Annotated in this window: 22 protein-coding genes; 9 read left to right on the plus strand and 13 right to left on the minus strand. The window is 69.7% G+C overall.

Annotated elements, in window-relative coordinates; translation table 11 throughout:
• Positions 1–65 precede the first annotated feature (65 nt).
• Both EF387_RS37250 and EF387_RS37255 read right to left on the minus strand, forming a co-directional pair.
• On the minus strand, positions 66–2,615 hold the full coding sequence (locus EF387_RS37250; RefSeq protein ID WP_128381034.1) for a phosphoribosyltransferase: 2,550 nt from the start codon (positions 2,613–2,615) through the stop codon (positions 66–68).
• Positions 2,616–2,856: 241 nt separating this feature from the next.
• On the minus strand, positions 2,857–4,032 hold the full coding sequence (locus tag EF387_RS37255) for an HpcH/HpaI aldolase/citrate lyase family protein (RefSeq protein WP_128381035.1): 1,176 nt from the start codon (positions 4,030–4,032) through the stop codon (positions 2,857–2,859).
• 210 nt (positions 4,033–4,242) lie between these two features.
• Here EF387_RS37255 and EF387_RS37260 point away from each other — a divergent pair, with 210 nt between their 5' ends.
• Complete coding sequence (locus EF387_RS37260) at positions 4,243–5,073, plus strand: TerD family protein (protein ID WP_128381036.1); 831 nt, start codon at positions 4,243–4,245, stop codon at positions 5,071–5,073.
• 68 nt (positions 5,074–5,141) lie between these two features.
• Here the strand turns inward: EF387_RS37260 and EF387_RS37265 are convergent, their stop codons facing one another.
• From EF387_RS37265 to EF387_RS37290, 6 genes are all read right to left on the minus strand, one after another.
• Positions 5,142–5,879, minus strand: a complete 738-nt coding sequence (locus tag EF387_RS37265; protein WP_128381037.1) for a TerD family protein — start codon at positions 5,877–5,879, stop codon at positions 5,142–5,144.
• A 170-nt stretch (positions 5,880–6,049) separates the two neighbouring features.
• Positions 6,050–7,195 (minus strand): DUF475 domain-containing protein, encoded by a 1,146-nt coding sequence (locus EF387_RS37270; RefSeq protein ID WP_128381038.1) that lies wholly within the window; start codon positions 7,193–7,195, stop codon positions 6,050–6,052.
• 142 nt (positions 7,196–7,337) lie between these two features.
• A complete protein-coding gene (locus EF387_RS37275) occupies positions 7,338–7,913 on the minus strand; it encodes a TerD family protein (protein WP_128381039.1) in 576 nt (191 codons plus the stop codon).
• A gap of 337 nt (positions 7,914–8,250) precedes the next feature.
• Positions 8,251–8,826, minus strand: a complete 576-nt coding sequence (locus tag EF387_RS37280; RefSeq protein WP_128381040.1) for a TerD family protein — start codon at positions 8,824–8,826, stop codon at positions 8,251–8,253.
• A gap of 119 nt (positions 8,827–8,945) precedes the next feature.
• Positions 8,946–9,404 (minus strand): peroxiredoxin, encoded by a 459-nt coding sequence (locus EF387_RS37285; protein ID WP_128381041.1) that lies wholly within the window; start codon positions 9,402–9,404, stop codon positions 8,946–8,948.
• 220 nt (positions 9,405–9,624) lie between these two features.
• Complete coding sequence (locus tag EF387_RS37290) at positions 9,625–10,062, minus strand: DUF3052 domain-containing protein (RefSeq protein ID WP_128381042.1); 438 nt, start codon at positions 10,060–10,062, stop codon at positions 9,625–9,627.
• A gap of 492 nt (positions 10,063–10,554) precedes the next feature.
• Between EF387_RS37290 and aceE the strand changes: the two genes are divergently transcribed.
• Entirely contained in the window at positions 10,555–13,302 is a 2,748-nt protein-coding gene (gene aceE / locus EF387_RS37300; RefSeq protein WP_128381043.1) for a pyruvate dehydrogenase (acetyl-transferring), homodimeric type, read from the plus strand.
• A 68-nt stretch (positions 13,303–13,370) separates the two neighbouring features.
• Entirely contained in the window at positions 13,371–14,120 is a 750-nt protein-coding gene (locus EF387_RS37305; protein WP_128381044.1) for a potassium channel family protein, read from the plus strand.
• Positions 14,121–14,520: 400 nt separating this feature from the next.
• On the opposite strand, the gene EF387_RS37310 is transcribed toward EF387_RS37305, so the two are convergent.
• Together EF387_RS37310 and EF387_RS37315 are read right to left on the minus strand one after the other, a co-directional pair.
• A complete protein-coding gene (locus EF387_RS37310) occupies positions 14,521–14,829 on the minus strand; it encodes a small hydrophobic protein (RefSeq protein WP_128381045.1) in 309 nt (102 codons plus the stop codon).
• A gap of 507 nt (positions 14,830–15,336) precedes the next feature.
• Positions 15,337–16,956: an MFS transporter gene (locus EF387_RS37315; RefSeq protein ID WP_128381046.1), complete on the minus strand. Its 1,620-nt coding sequence runs from the start codon at positions 16,954–16,956 to the stop codon at positions 15,337–15,339.
• A gap of 133 nt (positions 16,957–17,089) precedes the next feature.
• On the opposite strand from EF387_RS37315, the gene EF387_RS37320 reads away from it, so the two are divergent.
• From EF387_RS37320 to EF387_RS37330, 3 genes are all read left to right on the plus strand, one after another.
• Positions 17,090–17,761, plus strand: coding sequence for a TetR/AcrR family transcriptional regulator (locus EF387_RS37320; protein ID WP_420802665.1), 672 nt, complete (start codon positions 17,090–17,092; stop codon positions 17,759–17,761).
• A 556-nt stretch (positions 17,762–18,317) separates the two neighbouring features.
• Positions 18,318–19,532: an alpha/beta hydrolase gene (locus tag EF387_RS37325; protein ID WP_128381047.1), complete on the plus strand. Its 1,215-nt coding sequence runs from the start codon at positions 18,318–18,320 to the stop codon at positions 19,530–19,532.
• Positions 19,533–19,599: 67 nt separating this feature from the next.
• A complete protein-coding gene (locus tag EF387_RS37330) occupies positions 19,600–20,460 on the plus strand; it encodes a DUF4429 domain-containing protein (protein WP_202918486.1) in 861 nt (286 codons plus the stop codon).
• A gap of 385 nt (positions 20,461–20,845) precedes the next feature.
• On the opposite strand, the gene EF387_RS37335 is transcribed toward EF387_RS37330, so the two are convergent.
• The gene (locus EF387_RS37335; protein ID WP_128381048.1) at positions 20,846–21,910 is read right to left on the minus strand and encodes an aldo/keto reductase; all 1,065 of its coding nucleotides are present in this window, start codon (positions 21,908–21,910) and stop codon (positions 20,846–20,848) included.
• On the minus strand, positions 21,910–22,371 hold the full coding sequence (locus EF387_RS37340) for a MerR family transcriptional regulator (RefSeq protein ID WP_128381049.1): 462 nt from the start codon (positions 22,369–22,371) through the stop codon (positions 21,910–21,912). The genes EF387_RS37335 and EF387_RS37340 overlap by 1 nt, the downstream gene beginning before the upstream one ends.
• A gap of 96 nt (positions 22,372–22,467) precedes the next feature.
• Here EF387_RS37340 and EF387_RS37345 point away from each other — a divergent pair, with 96 nt between their 5' ends.
• Both EF387_RS37345 and EF387_RS37350 read left to right on the plus strand, forming a co-directional pair.
• On the plus strand, positions 22,468–22,938 hold the full coding sequence (locus EF387_RS37345; protein WP_128381050.1) for a GNAT family N-acetyltransferase: 471 nt from the start codon (positions 22,468–22,470) through the stop codon (positions 22,936–22,938).
• A 291-nt stretch (positions 22,939–23,229) separates the two neighbouring features.
• Positions 23,230–24,060 (plus strand): serine hydrolase domain-containing protein, encoded by an 831-nt coding sequence (locus EF387_RS37350; protein ID WP_128381051.1) that lies wholly within the window; start codon positions 23,230–23,232, stop codon positions 24,058–24,060.
• 181 nt (positions 24,061–24,241) lie between these two features.
• On the opposite strand, the gene EF387_RS37355 is transcribed toward EF387_RS37350, so the two are convergent.
• Positions 24,242–24,895: a pirin family protein gene (locus EF387_RS37355; protein ID WP_128381074.1), complete on the minus strand. Its 654-nt coding sequence runs from the start codon at positions 24,893–24,895 to the stop codon at positions 24,242–24,244.
• A gap of 61 nt (positions 24,896–24,956) precedes the next feature.
• Here EF387_RS37355 and EF387_RS37360 point away from each other — a divergent pair, with 61 nt between their 5' ends.
• Positions 24,957–26,162, plus strand: coding sequence for a PucR family transcriptional regulator (locus EF387_RS37360; protein WP_128381052.1), 1,206 nt, complete (start codon positions 24,957–24,959; stop codon positions 26,160–26,162).
• Positions 26,163–26,197 lie beyond the last annotated feature (35 nt).

Consider the following 26,197-nt stretch of genomic DNA (forward strand, 5'->3'; position numbering starts at 1 on the left):
AGCGATCGTGGCCCCGCTCGTGGACGCCGACGCGGTCGAAGTGGTCCCGCTCGTGGACGACGTCATCAGACCGTCACCGCCTTGCCGTCGGCCCCGGTCGCACCCCGCGTGTACTTGGGGTGGATCAACCCCACGCATGTGTAAGGCAGTTCGGCCACCTCTTCCACCGGTACCCCCCTCTGCTCGGCGAGCAGGCGTACGTGGTCCAGGTCGGCCCCCGCCCCGGCCCGCGCCAGAATCTTCCACGGTACGCGACGCAGCAGCACCCGAGTGGTCTCGCCGACGCCCGGCTTGACCAGGTTCACGTCGTGGATCCCGTACTCCTCGCTGATCCGCTCGACGGCCGCCCAGCCCTCCCAGGTCGGCGTACGGTCACCGGCGAGCAGTTCCTTGGTCTGCGTGTCGACCGTGTCCTCGACCTCGGCGAAACGGGCCGAGACGGCGTCCAGGAAGTCCACCGAGACGTCCGCGGCGGCGAGTTCGCGGTAGAACTTGGCGCCGTGGAAGTCGTTCGGACCGACCAGGTCCGAGCGCAGCACCGTACGCGAAATCAGCCCGGAAACCGTGGAGTTGAGGCATGCGGAGGGGATGAGGAAGTCCTCGCGGGTGCCGTACGTCCGCACGCAGGAGCCCGGGTCGGCGAGGACCGCGATCTCCGGGTCGAAGCCGGTGATGCCGTCGGACGCCTCGAACTCCCGCAGAGCCTCGGCGAGTTCACGGGTGATGGCGCCCTTGCCGGTCCAGCCGTCGACGAACACGACGTCGGCGGGGTCGTGGTGGGCGGCGAGCCAGCGCAGCGCGTTGGCGTCGATGCCCCGGCCGCGCACGATCGACACGGCGTAGTGCGGCAGGTCGAGACCGTGCCGGTGGCGCGCCCAGCGGCGCATGAGCACACCGACGGGGGTGCCGGCGCGGGCCAGCGACACGAGGACCGGACCCCCGGGCCGCGCCGACCACTCCGACGGCTCGGACCGCTCCGACCGCCCCGAGCGCCCCGACCGCTCCGACCGCTCCGCGAGCACGGTCTCGGTGACCACGCCGACCGCCTGGGCTATCCGCGCGGCGAAGGTGTCGAGCGCCGCGCGGAACAGCTCCTGGTACTGCGCGCTCGGCTGGTACTCCACCGGCAGCGACTCCGCGTAGTGGGCGCCGCCGCTCTGGATCGCCTCCTCGCGCTCCTCGGTCGGCGCCTCCAACGTGACGTCCGAGAGGTCCTGCAGCAGCCAGCCGACCTCGTCGGGCGCGTACGAGGAGAAGGCTGGGCCGCGGAGGGGCTCGGGCAGCATGGAGGGCCTTTCGGTCGCGTGAGGAGCCGTGTACGAGGTCGGGTACGACGGCACGTACGAGGTCGCGTACGACGGCACATAGGAGGGGACGACGGCGAGCAGCACGCTCGGCGTGTGCGCGGCGAGCTGCGCCAACAGGCCTTCGGAAGCGTGCAGTTGGGGCGTGTCGCCGGTGGAGTCGACGACGGCGACGACGGCGTCGAAGCCGGCGCCCGCGACGTTGTAGGCGTAGCGTTCGCCGGATCCGTCGGCGGGGTCGTCATGGGCCGGGAAGACGAGACGGCTGCGTATCGCGTAGCCGGGGTCGTCGACGGCCAGGACGGGCGAGCGTGTGGTGGTCGAGAACCGTATCTCGGCCGGAACCGTCTGCTCCAGCAGCCGTGCGAGGCACAGCGGCGCGTACATCAGCTCCTCCGAGCCGAGCACCAGGACCCGCCGGGCACCGGCCGGCAGCGCCGCGGCGAGGCGGGCGCCCATGGCGGGGAGGGCCGCTTCGAGGCGTGTGCGGTGCTCGGGCGTGAAGCCGTGCCGGCCTCCGTCGGGCACTCCGGCCGGCCATCCGAGGTCGACCCGGGTGACGTCCGGGGACCCGCCGGGAACGGGCTCGGAGGGGCCGGATGCCCCTTCGTGCTCGGCCACCAGGGTCTGCCCCCGCTCCAGGATCCCCTCCGGCAGCCGTACGCTCCCCTTCGCCGCCGCCACCAGGTCCACCCGGGCGCCGATCTCCCGCGCGAAGTGCGCCAGCCGTCCCTGGTCCGCGGCGGAGCGCATGTCGACCAGCGCCACGACCACGTACCGCTCGCGCGGATAGCGCTCGTGCAGCGCGCGGATCGTGTTCATGATCGTGTTGCCCGTGGAGAACTCGTCGTCGACCAGCACGAGCGGCCCGTCGCCCGCGAGCAGCGCCGGGTCCTCCGGCAGCAGGAGGTGCGAGGTGGCGTGGGAGTGGGACTCCTCGAAGCCGCCGGCCTGGGCCACTCCGGGCACCGGCCGCCGGGTCGAGTGCAGACAGGGTGCGGCGCCCAGGCCGTCGGCGACCGAGTGGCCGAGGCCGGTGGCCGTCTCGGCGTAGCCGAGGACGACCGCGGCCGGGCTGCCCTCGGGGCCCAGCAGCTCCCGCACCCGCCGGCCGAGCGTGAACCCGTGCCCGTAGATAACCGCGGGCGACTGCGGCACGTGCTTGCCCAGCACGTTGGAGACGAGCAGATGGGCGCGCTTGGGGTTGCGCCGGAGCGCGAGCCCCAGGAGATCGCTCAACTGCGCGTCGCCGACGAGTTCGACTCCGAGCCGCTCGGCGACCCATGTCCCGGACCAGACCACGTTGTTCATCGACTCCTTGAGTGCGACTGCTTGATGACGACCGAGTGCCAGATGACGAGTGCTGCTTGTCGACGAGTGAGTGCTTGATGGTGATTGCTTGCGTAGGTGCGTAGGAGTGAGTGCTTGCGTAGGAGTGAGTACTCGCGCACGAGTGCTTCGAGGCTCAGCGGCACGTCAAGGGTGCGTCAGTACGATTTTGCCCGCCCGGCGGCCGTGCCGCCGAACAGCGCACGGGCGCGGGCCCCGGCCGTCAACGGGGCAGCCCCGCCGCGAGCAGGTCGACGAAGCCGACGTCCTCGTTCGCCACCCCGAAGACCTCGGCGCGCAGCATGGTCCGCTCGGCCCAGGCGCGGTGCGGCTTCACCTCGTTCATCTTGTTCGTGTAAGCGGACCGCAGCACGCCCCCGCCGCCCCGCTCGGGCCTCAGGATGTCCTGGGCGTCGCTGAACTCCTCGTGGCTGACCACGGACAGCGCGTGCACGGGCAGCACATGCGAGGGGTGGATGCAGGTCTTGCCGAGCAGACCGTTGGCCTGGTCGAGGGAGATCTCCCGCAGCAGTCCGTCCATCGCGTGCTCGATCAGCGCTTCACGCAGTTCCACGGCCTGCACCTCCAGGAAGGGGCTCTGCCGCAGCTGCGGCTTGAACATCCGCTCCTGGACCCGGAAGTATTCCCAGACCGGTCCGGTCACCGTGAAGCCGGTGCCGTCGGCCCGGCCCATCATGTTCACCACGTCGGCGATCACGGAGGCGACGATCTGGACGTCGTACGCGGTCATGTCGGGCGCCCGGCGCAGGCCGTAGGAGGAACAGAAGTCGGTGACGCCGAGGCGCAGGGCGAGGACCCGGTCGCGGTACTTGTCGACGACGCGGAAGATCCCGGTGAGGGTCTCCACGCGTGACTCCAGGTACAGCAGGTCCGGCGACTCCAGGACGGGCATGGCGAAGAGCCGGCGTCCGGACTCGGCCTCGGCGACGGCGAGCGCCTCCAGAAACGATACGCCGCGTTCCTCGGTGAACTTCGGCAGTACGAATCCGGACAGGAGGCGTACGGCTGCGCCGAGTCGTCGGACGAGGTCGGGGATCTGTTCGGCGGTGCGGACCCGGACGAACAGCAGCGGCAGCTCGGCGCCCGGCCGGGCGGCGAGGTCGGCGAGGTCGGCGAACTGGCGGACCAGGTTCTCCTCGGCGTCCGCCACGTCGGCGTCGTCGATGGAGTCCTCCAGGCACAGCACCATGGACACCACCCCGCGGCCCGCCTGCTTGAGGACGTCGTCGGCGAGCTGGGGACGGGTCGCGGGACTGTACAGGGTGGCCCCGAGAGCGGCGGAGAGCACTCGGGGCGGGGAGTCGGCGGTGAAGACGCACGGCTCCTGGTGGAAGAGGCGCTGCCGCACCTCAGGGGCGATGTGCCCGAAATGACGCATGAAGCTCCCCCGGGGTGACAAGTCGGCCAGATTTATGTGGGCCGGTTGTGGCCGGTAATAGTACGTAGGGATCCATGTCCGGGGTTCCCACCGGGCATGAACATCAGGTAACTCCACCAGGTCGGGTACCCAGCCGTGCCCCGCGGGATCGGCCGTGTTCAGGCCACCCCCGCATTGTCGTGACCGGAACCGAGAGGGCAGGATGACCGCATGACGCACGCGATGTTGAAGGGATCGAACGTCCCGCTGGACGCCACGGCGGTGCGCGCCGTGCTGCGCTGGACCGCGGGGCAGGGGGTTCCGGACGTCGACGCCTCGGCACTGCTCCTCGGGCCCGACGGACGCGTGCGGTCCGACGAGGACTTCGTCTTCTACAACCAGCCGCGGCACCCCTCCGGGAAGGTGTGGCGGCTCGGCAAGAAGCGGGTCACCGAGGGCCTGACCGACACGATCCAGACAGACCTGTCGGGGCTCGACGCCGCGGTGGCGCGGATCCTGCTGGTCGCGTCGGCGGACGGTGTCACGTTCGACCAGGTGCGCTCGCTGCGGATCCTGCTGTACGACGCCACGGCCGCCGACGGCGAGCCGCTGGCGTACTTCGACATCAAGCCGGAGACCGGGGAGGAGACCGCCCTGATCTGCGGTGAGGTTTATCGGCGCGGCGAGGTGTGGAAGTTCCGGGCGCTCGGCGAGGGGTACACCAACGGGCTGCAGGGGCTCGCCACGGACTTCGGCATCACCGTCGACGAGTCGGAGGCCGCCGCCGCGCCCACCGGCGCTCCGACGGCCACCGTGGCCCCTCCGGCCACCGTGGGGTCCCCGCCGGTCTCGCTCCCGCTCCCGCCCCAGCAGCCCGGCTACGGCTATCCACCGGAGCCCACGCAGCAGCCGGCCGCGGCAGCCCAGCCCGCTTACGGCTACCCGCAGCCGACCTCGGCCCAGACGGCCCCGGCCTACGGCTATCCCCACCAGCCGGTCACCGCCCTCCCCGACCCGGACTTCCGTCTGCCACCGCAGGGCCCCCAGTTCCTCGCCCGCTGAGGCTCCCGGCCGGGCGCACGTCGCCCGCACCGGCGCACGTCGCCCGCACCGGCGTCGGCGGGCGACGGTCAGCGCTCCACCTTCGACTTGTAGCCGCGCCCCCACTGCAGGCCCCAGCCGTAGAGGCGGTCGAGTTCGGCCTGAAAGCCGTAGACGAACTTGACCTCCCGGCGGACGATCAGTTCGTTCTTGACGTTCTCGATCATCACCACCGCGCAGGAGCGAGCCTGGGGGTGGCGTTCGTCGAGGCCGATCTCGATGCGGGGGCCGTTGCTCGGGTAGAGGGTGACGATGGCGTGCGTACGGTCGAAGGCCGGGGTCTGGTCGTAGATGTAGACGAACAGCAGCAGTCGCTTGATGTCGGCACGGTGGTCGAGATTGATGAAGATCGTCTCACCGGAGCCCGAGCCGAAGCGGTCGTCCCCGCTGAGTTTGACGTACGGCGGCGCGTTCAGCTCCCCGTAGAAGCTGCCCAGGGGCTGCACAACGCCCTTGGCGCCGTCGCTGAGTTCGTACAGGCAGCCCAGGTCGAGGTCCACGTTGACCATGCTCTGGGTGTGCGCCTGCACCACCTCGGGCGTGAACAGCTTGAGCGGATGCCTCAGCAGACTGCCGCGCTTCGAGGCGCCGATGTCGGACGTCCGCATCCGCCAGGAGAGGTTCACCCGCAGGTTTCCCGTGGCCGCGCCCTGTTTGGTCAGTGAGACCGTGTGGTGCCGTTTGGTCAGCTCGATGGAATTGGTGGCCGAGCTACCCGACTCGAAGTGTGTCTGGTTCCCACGCCACAGACCGTCCCAGAAGGACATTCCCGCCCCCAGCTCGCGCTCTCGCGCGCATGCCCGATGCGCGCCCTCTGCCCCGCAGCAACGGGGCGGCCCCGAGGACTCGTCCTCGATGGCCGCCCCGCACTGAGCGTTCCGCACCCGGGCCCGGTTCACACCCGTGTCGACGGGCCGACCACGGGCCCGGCACGGCATTACACCCCGGACGACACCTCGGCCTTGTCGTCCGAGGTCTCACCTTTTCCCTCAGCAGCGGCGAGTGCCCTGTTGCGGCGCACGGAGGACCAGAACGACCAGCCGATCAGGGCGACACCGACGAGGCCGGTGATGACCTCGTGGATCTCGTACTTGATCGTGACGAGGAGGATCACGGCGAGGGCCCCGATCGCGTAGTGCGCGCCGTGCTCCAGGTAGACGTAGTCGTCGAGGGTTCCCTGGCGGACCAGGTAGACGGTGAGCGACCGGACGTACATGGCGCCGATACCGAGGCCGAGCGCCATCAGGACGATGTCGTTGGTGATGGCGAAGGCGCCGATGACGCCGTCGAAGGAGAAGGAGGCGTCCAGAACCTCGAGGTAGAGGAACATGAAGAACGCGGCCTGGCCGGCGAGCTTGACGGCCGAGACCTGCTTGCCCTTGGCCCTGGCCTCTTCCTCCTCCTCGTGCTCGCGCTCCTCCTCTTCCTCGAGTTTGTTCTCGAAGTAGCCGGAGAGGCCGCCCACCACCATGTAGGTGATCAGCCCCGCCACACCGGAGATCAGGACCGTTTGGGCCTTGTCCGCGGGTCCGGCGTGCAGGTGGGCCTCGGTCGCCAGGGTCATCGAGGTGATCAGCAGGACGATCAGCGCGATACAGGCCGACAGCATGTCGATCTTGCCGAGTTTGGCCAGCGGGCGCTCAAGCCAGGCCAGCCACTTGATGTCGCGGTCCTCGAAGATGAAGTCGAGGAAGATCATCAGCAGGAACATGCCACCGAAGGCGGCGATCGCCGGATGGGCGTCGGTGACCAGTTCCTTGTACTGGTCCTTGTCGGACAGCGCCAGGTCGACGGCCTCGATCGGGCCGATCTTGGCGCTGATGGCGACGATCACGACGGGGAACACCAGTCGCATGCCGAAGACGGCGATCAGCACACCGATCGTGAGGAAGATCTTCTGCCAGAAGGCATTCATCTTCTTCAGGATCCCGGCGTTGACCACCGCGTTGTCGAAGGACAGCGAGATCTCGAGGATGGACAGGATCGCCACGACGCCGAAGCCCGTCCACCCCCCGTAGAGCACCGCCGCGACCAAGCCGAGCGCGGTGACCGCGAACGACCAGCCGAAGGTTTTCAGAACCACTGGCAACCCAATCCGTATGTGTACGGGGCTCCCCCGCGCCGTACTCGGCTTTACCTAACGTTGACCACAGAGTCTAGAGGGGTCGCCTTCCGGCCGGACCGAGTGGCCCCGGAACGACCGGAAGGCCTGGGCCCGAGGGTCTTCAGGAGACGTTCACCCCGAAGTCCAGGGCGATGCCGCGCAGTCCGGACGCGTACCCCTGGCCGACGGCGCGGAACTTCCACTCGCCGCCGTAGCGGTAGACCTCGCCGAAGATCATGGCAGTCTCCGTGGACGCGTCCTCACTGAGGTCGTAGCGGGCCAGTTCCTGGCCGTCGGCCTGGTTGACCACACGGATGAAGGCGTTGCTGACCTGGCCGAAGGTCTGCCCGCGGTTGTCGGCGTCGTGGATCGACACCGGGAAGACGATCTTGTCGCAGTGGGCCGGGACCTTGGAGAGGTCGATCAGGATCGATTCGTCGTCGCCGTCGCCCTCACCGGTGATGTTGTCGCCGGTGTGCTCGACCGAGCCGTCCGGGCTCTTGAGCTGGTTGTAGAAGATGAACCACTCGTCACCGAGCACCCGGCCCGAGTTGCACAGCAGCGCGCTGGCGTCGAGGTCGAAGTCGGCTCCCGTGGTGGTGCGGACATCCCAGCCGAGCCCGATCAGCACATGCGTGAGGTTCGGTGCGGCCTTGGAGAGGGAGACATTGCCCCCCTTGGCGAGCGTGACGCCCATGATCTTGTCCTCCCCGAGATGAATCCCGCGCCCGCCCCCCGGCCGGCCCGGGTCCTGCAGCGTTCAGTTGTCGAAGCTGTGTACATGTGCGCGTCCGGCGCCGCACTCCGAGGTGTGCGGCGCCGGATCGAGGAGAGCTAGTGCCGCAACAGACAACGTTCGCCCCGTCGCGACGCCCGGGACGCCCTCTCACCGCACCGGCCGAAGCCCAAGTACGTCCAGTACGAGGACTTCCGGCCGGCACTCCCCCAAGCTCTTCGAGCAGGGGTACCCCCAGAGGACGCCCCGGACGCCGCTCCTTGACGGGCAAACGTTGCCTGCCGCGGCACCAGAACGCTCAGACGTTCACACCGAAGTCCTGCGCGATACCGCGCAGACCCGATGCATACCCCTGACCGATCGCGCGGAACTTCCATTCCGCACCGTGCCGGTACAGCTCGCCGAAGACCATGGCGGTCTCCGTCGAGGCGTCCTCGGAGAGGTCGTAACGGGCGATTTCCGCTCCGCCCGCCTGGTTCACCACGCGGATGAAGGCGTTGCGGACCTGGCCGAACGACTGCTGGCGGTTCTCGGCGTCGTAGATCGACACCGGGAAGACGATCTTCTCGACGTCGGCGGGGACGCCCGCGAGGTTGACCTTGATCTGCTCGTCGTCGCCCTCGCCCTCACCGGTGAGGTTGTCGCCGGTGTGCTCCACCGAGCCGTCCGGGCTCTTGAGGTTGTTGAAGAAGACGAAGTTCGCATCGCTGCCGACCTTGCCCGACGGGTTCAGCAGCAGTGCGCTGGCGTCGAGGTCGAAGTCGGTGCCGGTCGTGGTGCGGACGTCCCACCCCAGACCGATGATGACCGCGGTCAGGCCCGGCGCCTCCTTGGTCAGCGATACGTTGCCGCCCTTGCTGAGGCTGACTCCCACGAGTCCTCCATATTTGTCTGGTGTCCAGGGGCGGGGAGCCCCGTCGTGCGTTGCCATCGGATCAACGAGTCGATCCTAGTGACGGGTTCCCGCCCCACGCAGGCCTTGGAACCGAAGAATCAGAGGGTGTCGAGCGCCTTCACGTACTCGTTCAGGTCACGGGCGTCCGGCAGGGCGTTGACGACGGTCCAGCGGACGACGCCCTCCTTGTCGATGATGAAGGTGCCGCGCACCGCGCAGCCCTTGTCCTCGGCGAAGACACCGTACGCGCGCGAGACCTCGCCGTGCGGCCAGAAGTCGGACAGCAGGGGGTATTCCAGGCCCTCCTGCTCGGCGAAGACGCGCAGGGTGTGGATGGAGTCGTTGGACACGGCCAGGAGCTGGGTGTCGTCGTTGACGAACGTGGGCAGCTCGTCGCGCAGCGCGCAGAGCTCGCCGGTGCACACGCCGGTGAAGGCGAACGGGTAGAAGAGCAGGACCACGTTCTTCTCGCCGCGGAAGTCGGAGAGCCTTACGGTCGCTCCGTGGTTGTCCTTCAGCTCGAAGTCCGGGGCCTCGGTACCGACCTCGATCGCCATCGTCACACGCTTCCCTTCGGTGGGCTGTTCCGTGGGGCCCAGGGTACGCAGTGATCCGGATGCGGCCGCGCCCCTGTGGACACGACCGGCCGTACACCACCGCACACGACCCGTACACGACGGATCCGGACCGGGACCGACCCCGGGACCGACCCCGGGACCGACGAGACCCCCGCCGGGCAACCGCCCGGCGGGGGTCCAACACGTCGCGGCGGGTGCGTCAGCGCTTGCCCTTGGCCGCCTTCGGGGTGACCAGCCGGTTCCCGGTCCAGTCCTTGCCCGCGTTGATGCTCTTGGTCTGCGACAGACCCGCCGTCTGCGCGGCGTCGTTGATGTCGCTCGGTTCGACGTAGCCGTCACGGCCGGTCTTCGGCGTCAGCAGCCAGACCGGGGCCCCGTCGTCGACCAGCGAGAGCGCGTCGACCAGCGCGTCGGTCAGGTCGCCGTCCTCGTCGCGGAACCAGAGTAGGACGGCATCGGCGACGTCGTCATATTCCTCGTCCACCAGCTCGCTGCCGATGACTTCCTCAATGGACTCGCGGAGCTCCTGGTCGACGTCGTCGTCGTAGCCGATCTCCTGGACCACCTGCTCGGGCTGGAACCCCAGCCTCGCGGCAGGGTTCGTCCGCTCCTCCGCGTGGTCCGCGGTCGCGCTCACGGCTTGCCTCCTGATCTTGATGCGGTATTGGGTCTCCCCCGGCTCGTCAAAGGTAGGGGAAGTTCAGCCACGCGCGTGCGCGAAGCATTGGCCGTAGTCCACACGGGCGGGGCGGATCGCGCAAGTACCCGGCCCTCCAGACCGCCGAAACGGTGACGATCCCGGCCGTGTCGCCGCAATGCCAGGCAGGATATCGGGACATCGGGTGACACACGCCACAGCGATCCGACCGTTTTGCCGACTTTGACCCTCGGATCCGGCTGAGATCCGAACGACTTTGCGGTACACGCCATGGGCTGGGCGTATCGTTGCGATTTGGCCGCGGCTGCCCCAAGCCGCACGTCACACCTCCGGGTTACCTCCCAGTAGAGATGACGTTTGGGGGTCGGGGGTACACGATGGGGAACAGTCCAGTTCCAGCCCCCGCAGGCCCCAGAGAGCGCCCAGCGCGCGAGAAAGCGTTCAAGCCCCCTCAGACAGCGAAGGAACAGCGTGGCTTCCGGATCCGATCGCAACCCGATCATCATTGGCGGCCTTCCGAGTCAGGTTCCTGACTTCGATCCCGAAGAGACCCAGGAGTGGCTCGACTCGCTCGACGCCGCCGTCGACGAGCGCGGCCGTGCCCGGGCCCGCTATCTCATGCTGCGCCTGATCGAGCGGGCCCGCGAGAAGCGCGTGGCCGTGCCCGAGATGCGCAGCACGGACTACGTCAACACCATCGCGACCAAGGACGAGCCGTTCTTCCCCGGCAACGAGGAGATCGAGCGCAAGATCCTCAACGCGACCCGGTGGAACGCCGCGGTCATGGTGTCGCGGGCGCAGCGGCCCGGCATCGGCGTCGGCGGGCACATCGCGACCTTCGCGTCCTCGGCCTCGCTGTACGACGTCGGCTTCAACCACTTCTTCCGCGGCAAGGACCAGGGCGACGGCGGCGACCAGATCTTCTTCCAGGGGCACGCCTCGCCGGGCATCTACGCCCGCGCGTTCCTCCTCGACCGCCTCGACGAGCAGCAGCTCGACGCCTTCCGGCAGGAGAAGTCGAAGGCGCCGTTCGGGCTGTCCAGCTACCCGCACCCGCGGTCGATGCCCGACTTCTGGGAGTTCCCGACCGTGTCGATGGGTCTCGGCCCGCTCGGCGCGATCTTCCAGGCACGGATGAACCGCTACATGGAGGCCCGCGGGATCGCGGACACCTCCAAGTCGCACGTCTGGGCCTTCCTCGGGGACGGCGAGATGGACGAGCCGGAGTCGCTCGGGCAGCTGTCGATCGCCGCGCGTGAGGGGCTCGACAACCTCACCTTCGTGGTCAACTGCAACCTCCAGCGGCTCGACGGCCCGGTGCGCGGCAACGGCAAGATCATCCAGGAGCTGGAGTCGCAGTTCCGGGGCGCCGGCTGGAACGTGATCAAGCTGGTGTGGGACCGCACCTGGGACCCGCTGCTGGCGCAGGACCGCGACGGGGTGCTGGTCAACAAGCTGAACACCACGCCGGACGGCCAGTTCCAGACGTACGCCACGGAGACGGGCGCGTACATCCGCGACCACTTCTTCGGCGACGACCACCGGCTGCGCGCGATGGTCGAGAACATGACCGACGACCAGATCCTGCACCTCGGTCGCGGCGGTCACGACCACCGCAAGATCTTCGCGGCGTACAAGGCGGCGAAGGAGCACCAGGGCCAGCCGACGGTGATCCTGGCGCAGACGGTCAAGGGCTGGACGCTCGGCCCGAACTTCGAGGGCCGTAACGCCACGCACCAGATGAAGAAGCTGACGGTCGCCGACCTCAAGGGCTTCCGGGACCGGCTGCACCTGCCGATCGCCGACAGGGACCTGGAGTCGGGCCTGCCGCCGTACTACCACCCGGGCCGCGGTTCCGACGAGATCCAGTACATGCACGACCGCCGCAAGTCGCTCGGCGGGTACGTCCCCACGCGCGTGGTGCGGTCCAAGCCGCTCGAACTGCCGGGCGACAAGACGTACGCGACCGTGAAGAAGGGGACGGGTCAGCAGTCGATCGCCACAACCATGGCGTTCGTCCGGCTGCTGAAGGACCTCATGCGGGACAAGGAGATCGGCAAGCGGTTCGTGCTGATCGCACCCGACGAGTACCGCACCTTCGGCATGGACTCGTTCTTCCCGAGCGCGAAGATCTACAACCCGCTGGGCCAGCAGTACGAGGCCGTGGACCGTGATCTGCTGCTCGCGTACAAGGAGTCGCCGACGGGGCAGATGCTGCACGACGGCATCTCCGAGGCGGGCTGCACGGCCTCGCTGATCGCGGCGGGTTCGGCGTACGCGACGCACGGCGAGCCGCTGATCCCGGTCTACGTCTTCTACTCGATGTTCGGTTTCCAGCGCACCGGCGACCAGTTCTGGCAGATGTCCGACCAGCTGGCACGCGGTTTCGTTCTGGGTGCGACCGCGGGCCGTACGACGCTGACCGGTGAGGGACTCCAGCACGCGGACGGGCACTCGCAGTTGCTGGCCTCCACCAACCCGGCGGCGATCGCGTACGACCCGGCGTACGGCTACGAGATCGCGCACATCGTGCAGGACGGTCTGCGCCGGATGTACGGCTCCTCGCCCGAACACCCGCACGGCGAGGACGTCTTCTACTACCTGACGGTCTACAACGAGCCGATCCAGCACCCGGCGGAGCCGGAGAACGTCGACGTCGAGGGCATCGTCAAGGGCATCCACCGCCTCGGCGCGGGCACGTCGGGCTCGATCCCGGCGCAGATCATGGCGTCCGGTGTCGCCGTCCCGTGGGCCCTCGAGGCGCAGCGGATCCTCGGCGAGGAGTGGAACGTCCGCGCGGACGTCTGGTCGGCGACTTCCTGGAACGAACTGCGGCGCGAGGCCGTCGAAGTGGAGCGGCACAACCTGCTCCACCCGGAGGAGGAGCAGCGCGTCCCGTACATCACGCAGAAGCTGGCCGGTGCAGAGGGTCCGTTCGTGGCGGTGTCGGACTGGATGCGGTCCGTCCCCGACCAGATCGCGCGCTGGGTGCCCGGCACGTACCAGTCGCTCGGCGCGGACGGGTTCGGCTTCGCCGACACCCGGGGCGCGGCCCGCCGTTACTTCCACATCGACGCCGAGTCGATCGTGGTCACGGTGCTGACGGAGCTGGCCCGCGAGGGCAAGGCCGACCGCTCGGTGCTGAAGCAGGCCATCGACCGCTACCAGCTGCTCGACGTGGCGGCGGCCGATCCGGGTGCCGCCGGCGGCGACGCGTAGCGGTGACCGACGTCCGGGGTGGTGGGACTTCGGTCCCGCCACCCCCACGCTTTTTCTACGATGCGCCCATGAAGGAACAGTCGGCGCAGGAGCGCTGGGAACGGCGCACGCAACGCCCTCTGATGGCACTGGCGGTGGTTTTCGCGATCGCGTTCGCGGTGCCGATCGTGGCACCCGACGCCGGCCGGTCCCTGACGGAGGCCTGTACTCGGGTCGAGTGGGCGGTGTGGGGTGCGTTCGCCGCCGACTACATCGTCCGGCTGGTGCTCGCCCGCCATCGCGTGCACTTCGTGCGGACCCACTGGCTGGACCTGTGCGCCGTGCTGCTGCCGCTGTTCAGGCCGCTGCAACTGCTGCGGCTCGTCTCCACGTTGCTGCTGGTGGGACGGCGGGCGCGGATGGCCTCACAGATCCGGCTCACCACCTATGTGGCCGGGTCGGTGGTGGCACTGCTGATGTTCGGCTCGCTGGCCGTGCTGTCGGTGGAGCGGGAGTCGCCGGACGGGAACATCAAGACGCTGGGCGACGCGGTCTGGTGGTCGTTCACCACCATGACGACGGTCGGGTACGGGGACCACGCCCCCACGACGGGCCTCGGACGCATGCTGGCGGTGGGGCTGATGCTCTCCGGGATCGCGCTGCTGGGTGTGGTGACCGCGAACATCGCGGCGTGGTTCATCTCGCGCTTCGAGATGGACGACGCGGAGGAACGGAAGCAGACGGCGGCGATCGAGGCCCTGACGCACGAGGTGCGTGCCCTCCGGGCCCAGGTGGCGGCGCTGAGCGAGGCACGGGAACGGGAGGAACAACCGAGGTGAGCCGTCGGTGAACCCTCGGTGAGCCCTCGGTGAGCCGGCCTTTCTGGGATCAGAGCCGTACGAAGGCCGCCGGAGGAAGCCGCCGTGCCGTCGAAGGCGCCCCAGCCGTACGACCAGACGGGGCCCGACGGGGCCCGACGGACGAAGGCCGCCGTGCCCCGTCGAAGGCGGGGCCCGACGGACGAAGGCCGCCGTGCCCCGTCGAAGGCGCCGCTGAGCTCCGGGACGATGCCGGGGGCGGTCCCCCTGGGGGACGATGCCTGGGGCAGCCAGCCCAGGGAACGCGCGCGGACGAACGAAACGGGCCCTCGGCAACATTGCCGAGGGCCCATTTCTGCCCGGCGCTGCACCTCCCCAGGCGTCCCCGGCGCCGGGCGGCCTTTCCCTCACTTCCCGCGGGTCAGAAGATTCCGCCCGCGGGAGTCGTGGCCCCGGCCAGCCAGAGGATGGCCAGGAGCGTGTCGATAGTGCCCAGCACGAGGGCCACCAGGGCCGGGACCGAGTGCGTTCCGGTCCAGCTGCGGCCCATCGCGAGCCAGCCGCAGACGATCGCGACCGGTCCGAGGACGATCCCCAGCACGAAGAACCCGGCGATCGCGCAGATGACTCCGATGATTCCGAGCGTCGCGCGGTCCGGCCCAGCCCCTGACCTCATCCGGCCACGTGACCGGGGGTGCTTGCGCGTCGTGTGTCCGAAGCCCGCCATCATCACTCCCTCGTGTACTGAACCTGTGGGTTCGGGCTTGATGTGCCGGGTACCCCGGTTCGGCCCCCTCAGGCATGCGGCGCGCTGTCCCCCTCCGGCAGCGCGACGCGGTACATGGGTTCCGTAACGGGATCGTCGTATGCAAGACGCGCAACCCCCTTGCCCCGCTGATCACTTGACACCCACTCTGACCTGCGGCGAGGCCCCGGCGGAAGCGATATGAAAGGGCGTCACCCGGATAGGCGAACGAATCGGGAGGGCACGCTGCGGGTGGTGCGGCGCGGTACGGAAGAACGCGTCGAGCCCCGCGGGACACGTCCCGCGGGGCTCGACCGATGTGCACGGAAGGCTCTCCCGGTTCCGGACCGACACCGGGCCGGGCCGGCTCAGGGCCGGATCGACGCCAGGCCGGACCGACGCCAGGCCGGACCGACGCCAGGCCGGACCGACGCCAGGCCGGACTGCTCAGGGCCGGATCGACGCCGCCGAGCCGGAATGACTCCGGTGCGGCTAGATGTGGCCGACCCCCGCGCCCGCCTCCGCGTTCTCGCCGCGCTTGGTCAGGAAGGCGACGAACACCGCCACCAGGGCGACTCCCGCGGCGACCAGGGAGGCCAGGCCCATGCCGGAGATGAACGTCTCGTGGGCCACGGCGGTGATCTTCTCGGCGATCGGGGCCGGGGTGTTGGGTGCCAGCGGAGGGACACCGACCTGCACCGCCTCCGCGGCCTGGGCCAACTGCGCCTCGTTCATCGGCGGCAGCTTGGCGTCGGCCCAGTTGCCCGCGAGGTCGCTGTCGACCTTGGAGGCCATCACGGCGCCCAGCACGGCCGTACCGAGGCTGCCGCCGATCTGCATCGCGGCCTGCTGAAGACCACCGGCGACGCCCGACAGCTCCATGGGCGCGTTGCCGACGATGACCTCCGTGGCGCCGACCATGACGGGCGCGAGACCGAGGCCCAGCAGCGCGAACCAGATCGACATGACGGCGCTTCCGGTGTCCGTCTCCAGTGTCGACATGCCGAACATTGCGATGGCGGTGGCCGCCATACCGCCCGCCAGCGGGATCCGCGGGCCCAGCTTGGTGATCAGCGCGCCCGCGAGCGGCGAACCGACGATCATCATGCCGGTCAGCGGCAGCAGGTGCAGACCCGCGTCGATCGGGCTCATGCCGTGCACGTTCTGCAGGTAGAAGGTGACGAAGAACAGGCCGCCCATGAAGGCGATGGCCATGAGGACCATCAGCACCACACCCGCCGACAGCGCGACCGAGCGGAACAGGGCGAGCGGGATCAGCGGCTCGCTCACCTTGGTCTCCCAGAAGGCGAAGAGCACGAACCCGGCCACGGACGCGACGACGAACGCCCAGGTCTTGCCGTCGCCCCAGCCCCACTCCGGGGCCTTGATGAGCGCCCAGACCAGGCAGAACATGGCGGCGGAGAGCAGCGCGATGCCGAGGATGTCGAAGGAGCGCGGGGCGTTCTCCGCGCGGTGGTCCAGCAGGATCCACAGACCGAAGACGAGCGCGATGACGCCGACCGGCACGTTGATGAAGAACACGGACTGCCAGCTCACGTGCTCCACCAGCACACCGCCGAGGATCGGTCCGCCGGCGGTGGAGGCACCGATCACCATGCCCCAGATACCGATCGCCATGTTGAGCTTCTCGGCGGGGAAGGTCGCGCGCAGCAGACCGAGCGCGGCCGGCATCAGCAGCGCGCCGAACAGGCCCTGGAAGACCCGGAAGGTGACGACGAGGGCGATGCTGCTGGACAGTCCGATGGCGGCGGAGGCGGCGGCGAAGCCGACCACGCCGATGAGGAAGGTCTGGCGGTGGCCGAAGCGGTCACCGAGCTTGCCCGCGGTGATCAGGGTGACGGCGAGAGCGAGGAAGTAACCGTTGGTGATCCACTGGACGTCGGCGAAACTGGCGCCCAGGTCTTTCTGGATGGCGGGGTTGGCGATGGCCACGATGGTGCCGTCGAGGGCCACCATCATGACGCCGATCGCCACGGCGAAGAGCGTCAGCCAGGGGTGGCCGCGCAGCCCCTTGGCCGGGGTCGGGTCGGACGGGGCGACCGGTATCTTGTCGGCCGGCCCGGTGGCGTCGACGGTGGTCTGACTAGTCATGCGTCGAGGCTAATGACAGCCACTGACAGTTGACAAACCATTTCACAAGTCGGTAACTGTCATGTAGCTCACAGGTATTTTGAGCTGCACAAATTGACGAAAAGAGGGCCTTGGAGTGAAGACGGGCCAACAGATCCGGGAGGCAGCCCCACAGCACCCCGGGACGGTGGTGCCGGGCCTGCGCGAGCGCAAGAAGCAGCGGACCCGGGACGCCCTGCTGCGGGCCGCCCTCGAACTGTTCACGACCAAGGGGTACGAGCGGACCACGGTCGACGAGATCGCCGAGGCCGTTGACGTCTCGCAGCGCACCTTCTTCCGGTACTTCGCCGGCAAGGAGGAGGCGGCCTTCGCGGTGCAGGACATGGTCGAATCGCACTTCCTCGACGCGGTACGCCAACGCCCGCCGCACGAGGGGCCTTTGGAGGCGCTGCGCAAGGCGGTCCTGGAGAGCTGGGACAACATCGGGGATGCCGTCGAGGAGATCATCCCGATCGAACTGCACATGCGGACCTACCGGTTGATCGAGTCGACGCCCGCCCTGCTCGCCGTCCATCTGCGCCGCTCGGAGGAGATGGAGGAACGGATCGCGGCACTCATCGCCGACCGCGAGGGCGTGGACGTGGACACCGACCCACGACCCCGGGTCGCGGTGGCCGCGTTCGGCGGGGTGATGCGGGTGACGGGCCGGCTCTGGGGCGCCGGCGAGGACTACAGCGTGGCCGCGATCCGCGAACTGACGGCCAGATACCTGGACCAGGTGGGACCGGCCCTCATGGAGAACTGGCACGGCGAGGACCGACGCTGAGGTCCGCGGACCGGAGCCGCGGTGCGCGCACCGGAGCCGAGGTCGGCCGCAGTCGGGGTCGCCCTCCGGGCTGGGACGGCGGGAGGCCGCTCAGGGGTGCGGGGAACTGCCCGACAAGCCACACCGGTTCCGCGGCCGCGCGCGGCGACCGGCCCGGCAGACGCAACCCGCGACCGCCGGGCCGGCGGCGGACATCGATGACGGTGGCCGCCTTCGAGACCGACGAGGTCGTCGACCGGTCGCTCACTCCGGCCGGAATGCCGTCACCGCCGGGGACCCGGGTCCGCGCGAACCCGGCAAGCGGGCCGCTCGTGTGAAACACCTCACGCCGTGACGTGTTTCACGTTCGCTCACATCCCGTGAGCAGCCGTGGGCGAGCAGCACTCCCCCGCCAACCACCCGTCACCACAAGGCCACTCCACGTTCGCTAACTTAAACAGCACATAAGGACGCCCATCCCGATCGCGCCCTGAACGCCCCAATTACCCCCCGTGAAACGTGATCTGTCTCACGCATGTCACGAGAAGGTCTCCCCGTCTCCTAGTGTGTCCTGTCAGTGACTTCCTTCGACTCCTCCCCGCAGCTCAACGTGTGGCGCGCCCTGCTCGCGCTGGCCGTGGTGTTCGTCATGCTGGCGACCACCGGCTGGACCGCCGTGCGCAACCACCGGGGGGCCTCACCGCTCGAAGCCTCCCTCTCCGCCTGGGAGCGCGGCCACCTGGGCGGACACCGGCTGCCCGACCCCGATGCGTCGGCCGGATACCTCGCCCACTTCTTCGCCACGCTCACCGCCGCCCAGCGCACCCGGCTCGCCGCCCGCTATCCCCTCGCGGTCGGCAACATGGAGGGTGCCCCGGTGGAGCTGCGCTATCGCGCCAACCGCCTCGCGATCGAGCAACAGCGCAGGTTGGAACGTAAACGCATGCGCGACAGCCGGCTCTCGCCGGGCGGGCAGCAGCTGGCGGGCCGCCGTATGCACCGCTACGAGGACCTGCTCGGGGCGGGCCGCCAGATCCTCGCCTTCGACCCGATGGGGTCGGGGCGGATCGCGGAGGTCTTCGGCGACCTGGACCGCGCCGACCGCATCTCGGTCGTGGTGCCGGGCGTGGACACCGACCTGCTCACGTTCCAGCGCACCAACCGCCCGTACTCGGCACCGGTCGGCATGGCGGGCGCGCTGTTCGAGCAGGAGCGCACGGCCGATCCCTCGGTACGTACCGCCGTGATCGCCTGGGCCGACTACACCTCGCCCAGCGGCCTCGGCATGGACGCGGCCACCGCGATGCGCGCGGACGACGGCGCGGTACGGCTGAACGAGCTGGTCCGCACGCTGCCCGGCCGCTCGTCGGTCGCGCTGTACTGCCACAGCTACGGCTCGGTGGTCTGCGGGGTCGCCGCGCACGACCTGCCCGACCGGGTCACGGACATCGCCGTGGCGGGCAGCCCCGGGATGCGCGCCGCGACGGCCGCCGGGCTGCGCACCTCCGCCCAGGTGTGGGCCATGCGGGACGCGAGCGACTGGATCCAGGACGTGCCGCACCTGGAGTTCGGCGGCATCGGCCACGGCGCCGACCCGGTCTCCGGCGCCTTCGGCGCACGGCTGCTGTCCGCGGACGGCGCGCACGGTCACGCCGGCTACTTCACCCCCGGCACGACGAGCCTGCGCAACCTCGCGGCGATCGGAGTTGGCGCGTACCGAGCTGTCGCGTGTGCGAAGGATGACGCGTGTCTGACCGGTCTGCCGGGCGCGGTGGCAGTCGGACGCGCGTAGAGCCCGGAAGAATCGCGGCCGCCCGAGGGCGGGACGCGAGATGGGCTCCCCGCTTACGATGACCCGCATGGGTGACGTACTGGCCGGATTTCATGCCGCTTGGGAGTTCGAGTCCGACTCCGTGCTCATCCGCTTCGAACGGGGAATTCGCACGCCGAAGCTGTTCCAGGCGCTCGGCGAACGGCGTGTCCCGCTCGATGCGATCTCGGAGGTGACCCTCACTCCGGGCAAGCGCGGGACCGTGGTGCTGCACGCCGTTCCCCGGCAGGGCGCCGATCCACTGATGGACGCCGCGGCGGGCCAGCTCAGGGAGAGCTGCGACCCGTACCGGCTGGTGCTCCCCGCGGAGCGGGAGACGCTCGCCGAGTACTACGCGGACGAGCTGCGGGCGATGCTTCCGGCGGGCGCGGGCGACGAGCCCGCCGAGCGCTATCTGGTGGCGCCGCCCGAGGCGCCGCGGCGGTTCAAGGCGTACGACGGGAAGGCGTCGTTCGACGGGAAGTCGGTGTCCTTCCGATGGTCGTGGACGGGGGCCTCGACGGCGAAGTGGAAGGCGGGCGACCAGAGTTTCCCCGTCTCCGGACTGAGCGGGGTCGAGTGGCGCTCCCCCGAGGTGTTCGAGGGTCATCTGCGGCTGCTGCGGCGCGAGGACGGTCCGGGGCGGCCGGCACAGGTGGACCAGGATCCCGCCGCTGTCGTCTTCGGGCTCGGCTATGGACCCGTTCACGAGTCGCTGCCGTTCGCGGCGGCGGTCCTGGCGGCGGTCCGCTCGGCCGGACCGACGGGCCCCGGCTCGGGCCGGGCGGCCCGCCGGGACCCCGCCGACATCGCCGAACGCATCCACCACCTGGGGGAACTGCACCAGGCGGGGCTGCTGACGGACGAGGAGTTCTCCACGAAGAAGGCGGAGTTGCTGGCCGAGCTTTGACGCCCTCGCCTGCGTGAACGCAGGCGATTCCGGTCCACACCGCTGCGCGGTGCGACCTTGGGTTCCTGTTTCACAGGCCCTCGCCCGCTCTCTTGCGAGAGCCGGTCTTACATGAGCCTCCACAGGCGTTACTTTCCGCCCGTCCGGCGGTAGGTCGGACAGCTCCGCCTGTCCGAACAACGCGATCCCAGCCCTGGTTCTGCTCTCCTCCGGGCCGCTACGGCAAGGATGCCCTACACCGCCACCCTGAAGGGCGGAGCACTGGGCAAGTGTTCGGTAGCTCCCGCGGGAAGGCCCGCCCCGGGTCCCCTCCCCCGCCCTGCCCTTGGCCTCGTCCCTGCCCCTTGCCCCGTCCTCGCCGTTGCCCCCGTCCCTGCCCTTGGCCCTACTCCCGGCCCGCCGACGTGAACGACATGTCCGCGTACCGGTCGCCCGCGACCTTCGCGGCGATCGGGTCCAGGAGTCCCAAGTCCTCCTCGGTGAGCACGAGGCGGGCGGCCGCCACGTTCTCCTCCAGCCGCGAGGGCTTGCGGGTGCCGGGGATCGGTACGAGCGGCAGGCCATGGACCTCCGCCTGCCGGTGGACCCAGGCCAGCGCGACCTGCCCGAGTGAGGCACCGTGCGCGTCCGCGACGGCGCGGACCGGCTCCAGCAGGGCCGCGTTCGCGGTCGCGTTGTCGCCCGTGAAGCGCGGCATGTGGCGGCGGAAGTCGTCGCCCGTAAGTTCCTGGTCGGCGCTCACGAAGGAACCGGTGAGGAAGCCGCGGCCGAGCGGCGAGTAGGGCACCAGCGTCACACCGAGCTCCCGCACGGCCGGTACCACGCTGCGCTCGATGTCCCGGCTGAACAGGGACCACTCCGACTGCACGGCGGCGATCGGGTGCACGGCGTGGGCCGCGCGCAGCTCCTTCGCGGTGACCTCGCTGAGTCCCAGGTGCTTGACCTTGCCGTCGCGGACCAGTTCGGCCATCACGCCGACGGTCTCCTCGATCGGCACATTCACATCGCGCCGGTGCATGTAGTAGAGGTCGATCACATCGACGTCGAGCCGCTTCAGGCTCGCCTCGACGGCCTGCCTGATGTAGGGCGGGTCGTTGCGGATGATCCGTTTCGTCGGCTCGCCCGGTGGCACGGTGAGGGCGAACTTGGTCGCGATCACCACCTCGTCACGGTGCGCCTTGACGAAGGGGGCCAGGAACCGCTCGTTCTCGCCGTCCCCGTAGGCGTCCGCCGTGTCGTACAGCGTGACGCCCAGTTGCAGCGCCCGCTCCAGGGTGCCCCGGGCCGCGTCCGCGTCCGTGGGGCCGTAGGCGAAGCTCATGCCCATGCAGCCGAGCCCCTGCACCCCGACCTCGGGGCCGTCCGAGCCCAGCGCCACCTTCGGCAGCCGGTGCCCCGCCTGCCGATCCGTCTGTCGGTCCGTCTGTCGATCCGTCTGCCCGTCCGTCATCAGGCCCTCTCAGAAGCCAGGGCGCGCCCGGCGTCCGCGTAGAAGTTGATCTTTCGGTCGAGGACCGCGAGCGTGTCCTGGAGTTCGGCGATCCGGTCCAGTACGTCCCGGCGGGTCGCCTGAAGCAGCTCGAAGCGGTCCGAATAGGTGTGGTCTCCCTCGCGCACCAGCTCGGCGTACCGCACCATGTCGGCCACCGGCATACCCGTCAGCCGGAGCTTGCCGACGAGGTCGAGCCAGTCGAGGTCGCGGTTGCTGTAGCGGCGCTGCCCGGTGTGGGAGCGGTCGATGTGCGGCATCAGCCCGATCCGCTCGTACCAGCGCAGGGTATGCGCGGTGAGACCGGTGAAGGCCGCGACCTCGCTGATGGTGTAGTTGTCCTGTCCGTCGGGGCGTCGGTCCGCATGGCGCGGGCCCGCACAACTGTCGGTACTGGTGGCTGAGGTCTCCATCACCGTCATGGCTCCCACGCTATGGCCTTGGAGTGGACTCCAAGCAAGCCGATTCCTATGAAATTCCGACGACGGCGCACGGCCCCGCTGGCTACCGTGCGGATCATGAGTCTCGTACGCCGTGCCCTCCCCGAGGACGCCCAGGAACTGCTCCGCCTGCGTCAGGTGATGATCGATTCGGTATTCGGGGGCGGGGGGTCCACCGAGTGGCACGCCGAGTCGCTGCCGACCCTACGTGCCCGACTCGCCTCGGTCGACGGGGACTTCGCCGCGTTCGTCGTCGACCATCCCGACCGGCCCGACGCGCTCGCGGCGCTGACGTGCGGAACCATCGAGTACCGGATCGGCAGTTCGTACAATCCGCACGGCTCGGTGGGTTACGTCTTCAGCGTGGCCACCGACCCGGACGCGCGACGCCGCGGCTACGCCCGCGCGTGCATGGAGTCGCTGCTGGACTGGTTCCGTGAGAAGGGCGCGGGCGCGGTCGACCTGAACGCGTCCGCCGAGGCCGAACCGCTCTACGCCGCGCTGGGCTTCGTACGCAAGCCGGACCCCTCCATGCGGCTGCACCTCTGAGGGGTCCTTGCGCTATGAGCGTCCGATGAGGTCGCGTGGTCTGGTGCTGGGGGCACCTCCCACGCCTTTCGGGCTGTGGGGGAGCATCGCAAGGCGCTGGAGAGCCCTCTATGGGGGTGCCCCCGCTCGAGCGGAGTCGACGGTGGGGGAGGAGCCACTAGGGCTTTTCGGCAACGCGGCGATGGGGGTGCCCCCTGCTCGAGCGCAGCCGAGAGCTTGGGGGAGCGGTGCCAGGCCGCGCGACCCGGGCGGGCATAGTGCAAGGACCCCTGAGCCGCTTACGCTCGGGGTATGCCCCTGAACAGCCTGCAGAGCCTTGCGTCGATCGAGAACTGGCCCGTTCCCCACGCGGCGGCCGCCGTGGTGCGGGCGGACGGTTCTCTCGTCGGCTCGTACGGTGCCGTCGACCGGCCCTTCGCCCTCGCCTCGGTCACCAAGCCGCTGGCCGCGTACGCGGTGCTCGTCGCGTACGAGGAGGGCGCCATCGAACTGGACGAGCCGGCCGGGCCGGAAGGGTCGACGGTACGGCACCTGTTGGCGCACACCTCGGGGCTCGCCTTCGACGAGCACCGGGTGACGGCCCGGCCCGGGGAGCGGAGGCTGTACTCCAACGCCGGGTTCGAGGTACTCGGCGACCATGTGGCGAAGGCGACGGAGATCCCCTTCGGGGAGTACCTGCGGCAGGCGGTGCTGGAGCCGCTCGGGATGACCGGCACGGTGCTGGACGGCTCGCCCGCCAAGGACGCGGTCTCCACCGTCGACGACCTGGTGCGGTTCGCGGCGGAGGTGCAGGGGCCACGGCTGCTGGATCCGCGGACGGTGGCGGAGGCAATGACGGTGCAGTTCCCCGGGACCAAGGGGGTGTTGCCCGGGTACGGCCACCAGAACCCCAACGACTGGGGGCTCGGCTTCGAGATCCGCGACTCCAAGTCACCGCACTGGACGGGCAGTTCGTCGTCGCCGGGCACGTTCGGCCACTTCGGCCAGTCGGGCACGTTCCTGTGGGTGGACCCGGTGGCGAGAGCGGCGTGTGTGGCGTTGACGGACCGGGCGTTCGGGCCGTGGGCGGTCGAGGCGTGGCCGCCGTTCACGGACGCGGTGCTGGCGGAGTTGCGGGGCTGAGCCCCGCGTGGGGCCGGGGTGGGTTGTTGTTCGCCCCCTCCGCCCCTGCCCTTCCCGTAACTCCGGGCGCTGCCGCCCCCGGCCCCCGCATCGGCCTGAACGGCCTCGTCCTCAAGTGCCGGACGGGCTGACACATCCCCGGCTCCGGCGTGGGATGTGGCCGACCACGCCCGCCCCGCGCCTACGCCGACATCTCCCACACCAACACCTCCGCCCCCGACAACGCCTCCGCCTCCACGTCCTTCGCCCCCGCGATCCGCGCCGCGTCCCCGGAGGTCAACTCCGTGCCCTCGAGACGCAGTTCGCCGCGCACCAGATGGACGTACACATGCGGTGCGTCCGGAATCGCCGTCCGTTCCCCCGCCGCCAGGCGCCGCACGTGCAGCATCGCGCCCGCCTCCGGGACCGCGTACGGCGTCGAGTCCGCTATGCCGCGGACGATCTCGTACGCCGGGTCGCCCCCCGGTTCCAGCGGCGCCAGCCACATCTGGATGAAGGTGAGGGGGACGTCGGCGTCGTTGCGCTCGACGTGGCGGACCCCGCCCGCAGAGGACAGGCGCTGGACGTCGCCGGGCCGGACCACCGTCTCGTGGCCCGTCGAGTCGCGGTGCGTCAGCTCGCCCTCGACCACCCAGGTCACGATCTCCGTGTGGCTGTGCGGGTGCTCGTCGAAACCGGCGCCGGGTGCCAGGTGCTCCTGGTTGCAGGCGATCACGGCACCGAAGCGGAGGTTGTCGGGGTCGTAGTGCGGCCCGAAGGAGAAGGCGTGCAGGGAGTGGATCCCGGCCCCTGGATCCCCTCCGCGGTAGCGCTCGTCACCGCGCCGTACGTCCATCACCTTCCCCACGGTAGCCCCGCCGCCGCACGCGTCCGTCCGGATAAGGCAGTCTTGTCCCGTGCCCGAACCAGAACTCCGCAAGACCCAGCCGACCGCGTATCACGTGCACCCGCACGCCGGCACGCTGAAACGGCTGGAGAAGTCGTCCGGCAGTCTCGCCGCGCAAGCCATCGCGCGGATGGACGAGACCCTGCCGTGGTACCGGGCCATGCCCCCGGAGAACCGTTCCTGGATCGGTCTCGTCGCGCAGGCCGGTATCGCCGCGTTCACCGAGTGGTTCCGGCACCCGGACGCCCCGCAGGCGATCTCGACGGACGTCTTCGGCACCGCGCCCCGCGAACTGACCAGGGCGATCACCCTGCGGCAGACGGTGGAGATGGTGCGCACCACCATCGAGGTGATGGAGAGCGCCATCGACGAGGTGGCGGCCCCCGGTGACGAGGGCGTGCTGCGCGAGGCACTCCTCGTCTACGCCCGCGAGATCGCCTTCGCCACCGCCCAGGTGTACGCACAGGCGGCGGAGGCCCGTGGCGCCTGGGACGCACGGCTCGAGTCCCTCGTCGTGAACGCGGTGCTCAGCGGGGAAGCCGACGAAGGGGCCGTGTCGCGGGCCGCGGCCCTCGGGTGGAACTCGCCGGAACACGTGTGTGTCGTCCTCGGCACCGCTCCGGACGGTGACAGCGAGCTGACCGTGGAGGCCATCCGGCGGGCCGCCCGGCACGCCAAGCTGCAGGTGCTCACCGGGGTCCTCGGCGACCGGCTGGTCGTCATCGCGGGCGGCAGCAACAATCCGCTGCAGGTGGCGAAGGCGCTCATCGGACCGTATGCCGCAGGTCCGGTGGTCGCGGGCCCGATCGTGCCCGACCTGCTGGCCGCGACGCGTTCCGCGCAGGCCGCCGCGGCCGGGCTCAAGGCGTGTTTCGCCTGGCAGGACGCCCCGCGGCCGGTCCTGGCGGACGATCTGCTGCCGGAACGCGCCATCGCCGGTGACCCGTTCGCCCGCGAGCAGTTGGTGGAGGAGATCTACAGACCGCTGGAGGAGGCCGGCTCCGCCCTGCTGGAGACCCTGAGTGTCTACCTGGAGCAGGCGAGCAGTCTGGAGGGGGCCGCCCGGATGCTCTTCGTACACCCGAACACCGTCCGCTACCGGCTCCGACGTGTGACTGACGTCACCGGCTGGTCGCCTTCTGATGTACGCTCCGCGTTCACACTGCGGATCGCGCTGATCCTGGGGCGTCTGGCCGAAGGTGATCCCCAACTCTAGGCTTTTGTCGGGGCTCCACAATTCCCTTTGCGGTT

Source organism: Streptomyces cavernae (assembly GCF_004023625.1).
GTDB classification, from domain to species: Bacteria; Actinomycetota; Actinomycetes; order Streptomycetales; family Streptomycetaceae; genus Streptomyces; species Streptomyces cavernae.

Coding starts and splice junctions, on each gene's coding strand:
- EF387_RS37250 (WP_128381034.1), bottom strand. CDS start 2,615: ATGAACAACGTGGTCTGGTCCGGGACATGGGTCGCCGAGCGGCTCGGA.
- EF387_RS37285 (WP_128381041.1), bottom strand. CDS start 9,404: ATGGCGATCGAGGTCGGTACCGAGGCCCCGGACTTCGAGCTGAAGGAC.
- EF387_RS37350 (WP_128381051.1), top strand. CDS start 23,230: ATGCCCCTGAACAGCCTGCAGAGCCTTGCGTCGATCGAGAACTGGCCC.
- EF387_RS37340 (WP_128381049.1), bottom strand. CDS start 22,371: ATGACGGTGATGGAGACCTCAGCCACCAGTACCGACAGTTGTGCGGGC.
- EF387_RS37265 (WP_128381037.1), bottom strand. CDS start 5,879: ATGTCCTTCTGGGACGGTCTGTGGCGTGGGAACCAGACACACTTCGAG.
- EF387_RS37315 (WP_128381046.1), bottom strand. CDS start 16,956: ATGACTAGTCAGACCACCGTCGACGCCACCGGGCCGGCCGACAAGATA.
- EF387_RS37260 (WP_128381036.1), top strand. CDS start 4,243: ATGACGCACGCGATGTTGAAGGGATCGAACGTCCCGCTGGACGCCACG.
- EF387_RS37355 (WP_128381074.1), bottom strand. CDS start 24,895: ATGGACGTACGGCGCGGTGACGAGCGCTACCGCGGAGGGGATCCAGGG.
- EF387_RS37255 (WP_128381035.1), bottom strand. CDS start 4,032: ATGCGTCATTTCGGGCACATCGCCCCTGAGGTGCGGCAGCGCCTCTTC.
- EF387_RS37275 (WP_128381039.1), bottom strand. CDS start 7,913: ATGGGCGTCACGCTCGCCAAGGGGGGCAATGTCTCCCTCTCCAAGGCC.
- EF387_RS37310 (WP_128381045.1), bottom strand. CDS start 14,829: ATGATGGCGGGCTTCGGACACACGACGCGCAAGCACCCCCGGTCACGT.
- EF387_RS37305 (WP_128381044.1), top strand. CDS start 13,371: ATGAAGGAACAGTCGGCGCAGGAGCGCTGGGAACGGCGCACGCAACGC.
- EF387_RS37335 (WP_128381048.1), bottom strand. CDS start 21,910: ATGACGGACGGGCAGACGGATCGACAGACGGACCGACAGACGGATCGG.
- EF387_RS37345 (WP_128381050.1), top strand. CDS start 22,468: ATGAGTCTCGTACGCCGTGCCCTCCCCGAGGACGCCCAGGAACTGCTC.
- EF387_RS37330 (WP_202918486.1), top strand. CDS start 19,600: ATGGGTGACGTACTGGCCGGATTTCATGCCGCTTGGGAGTTCGAGTCC.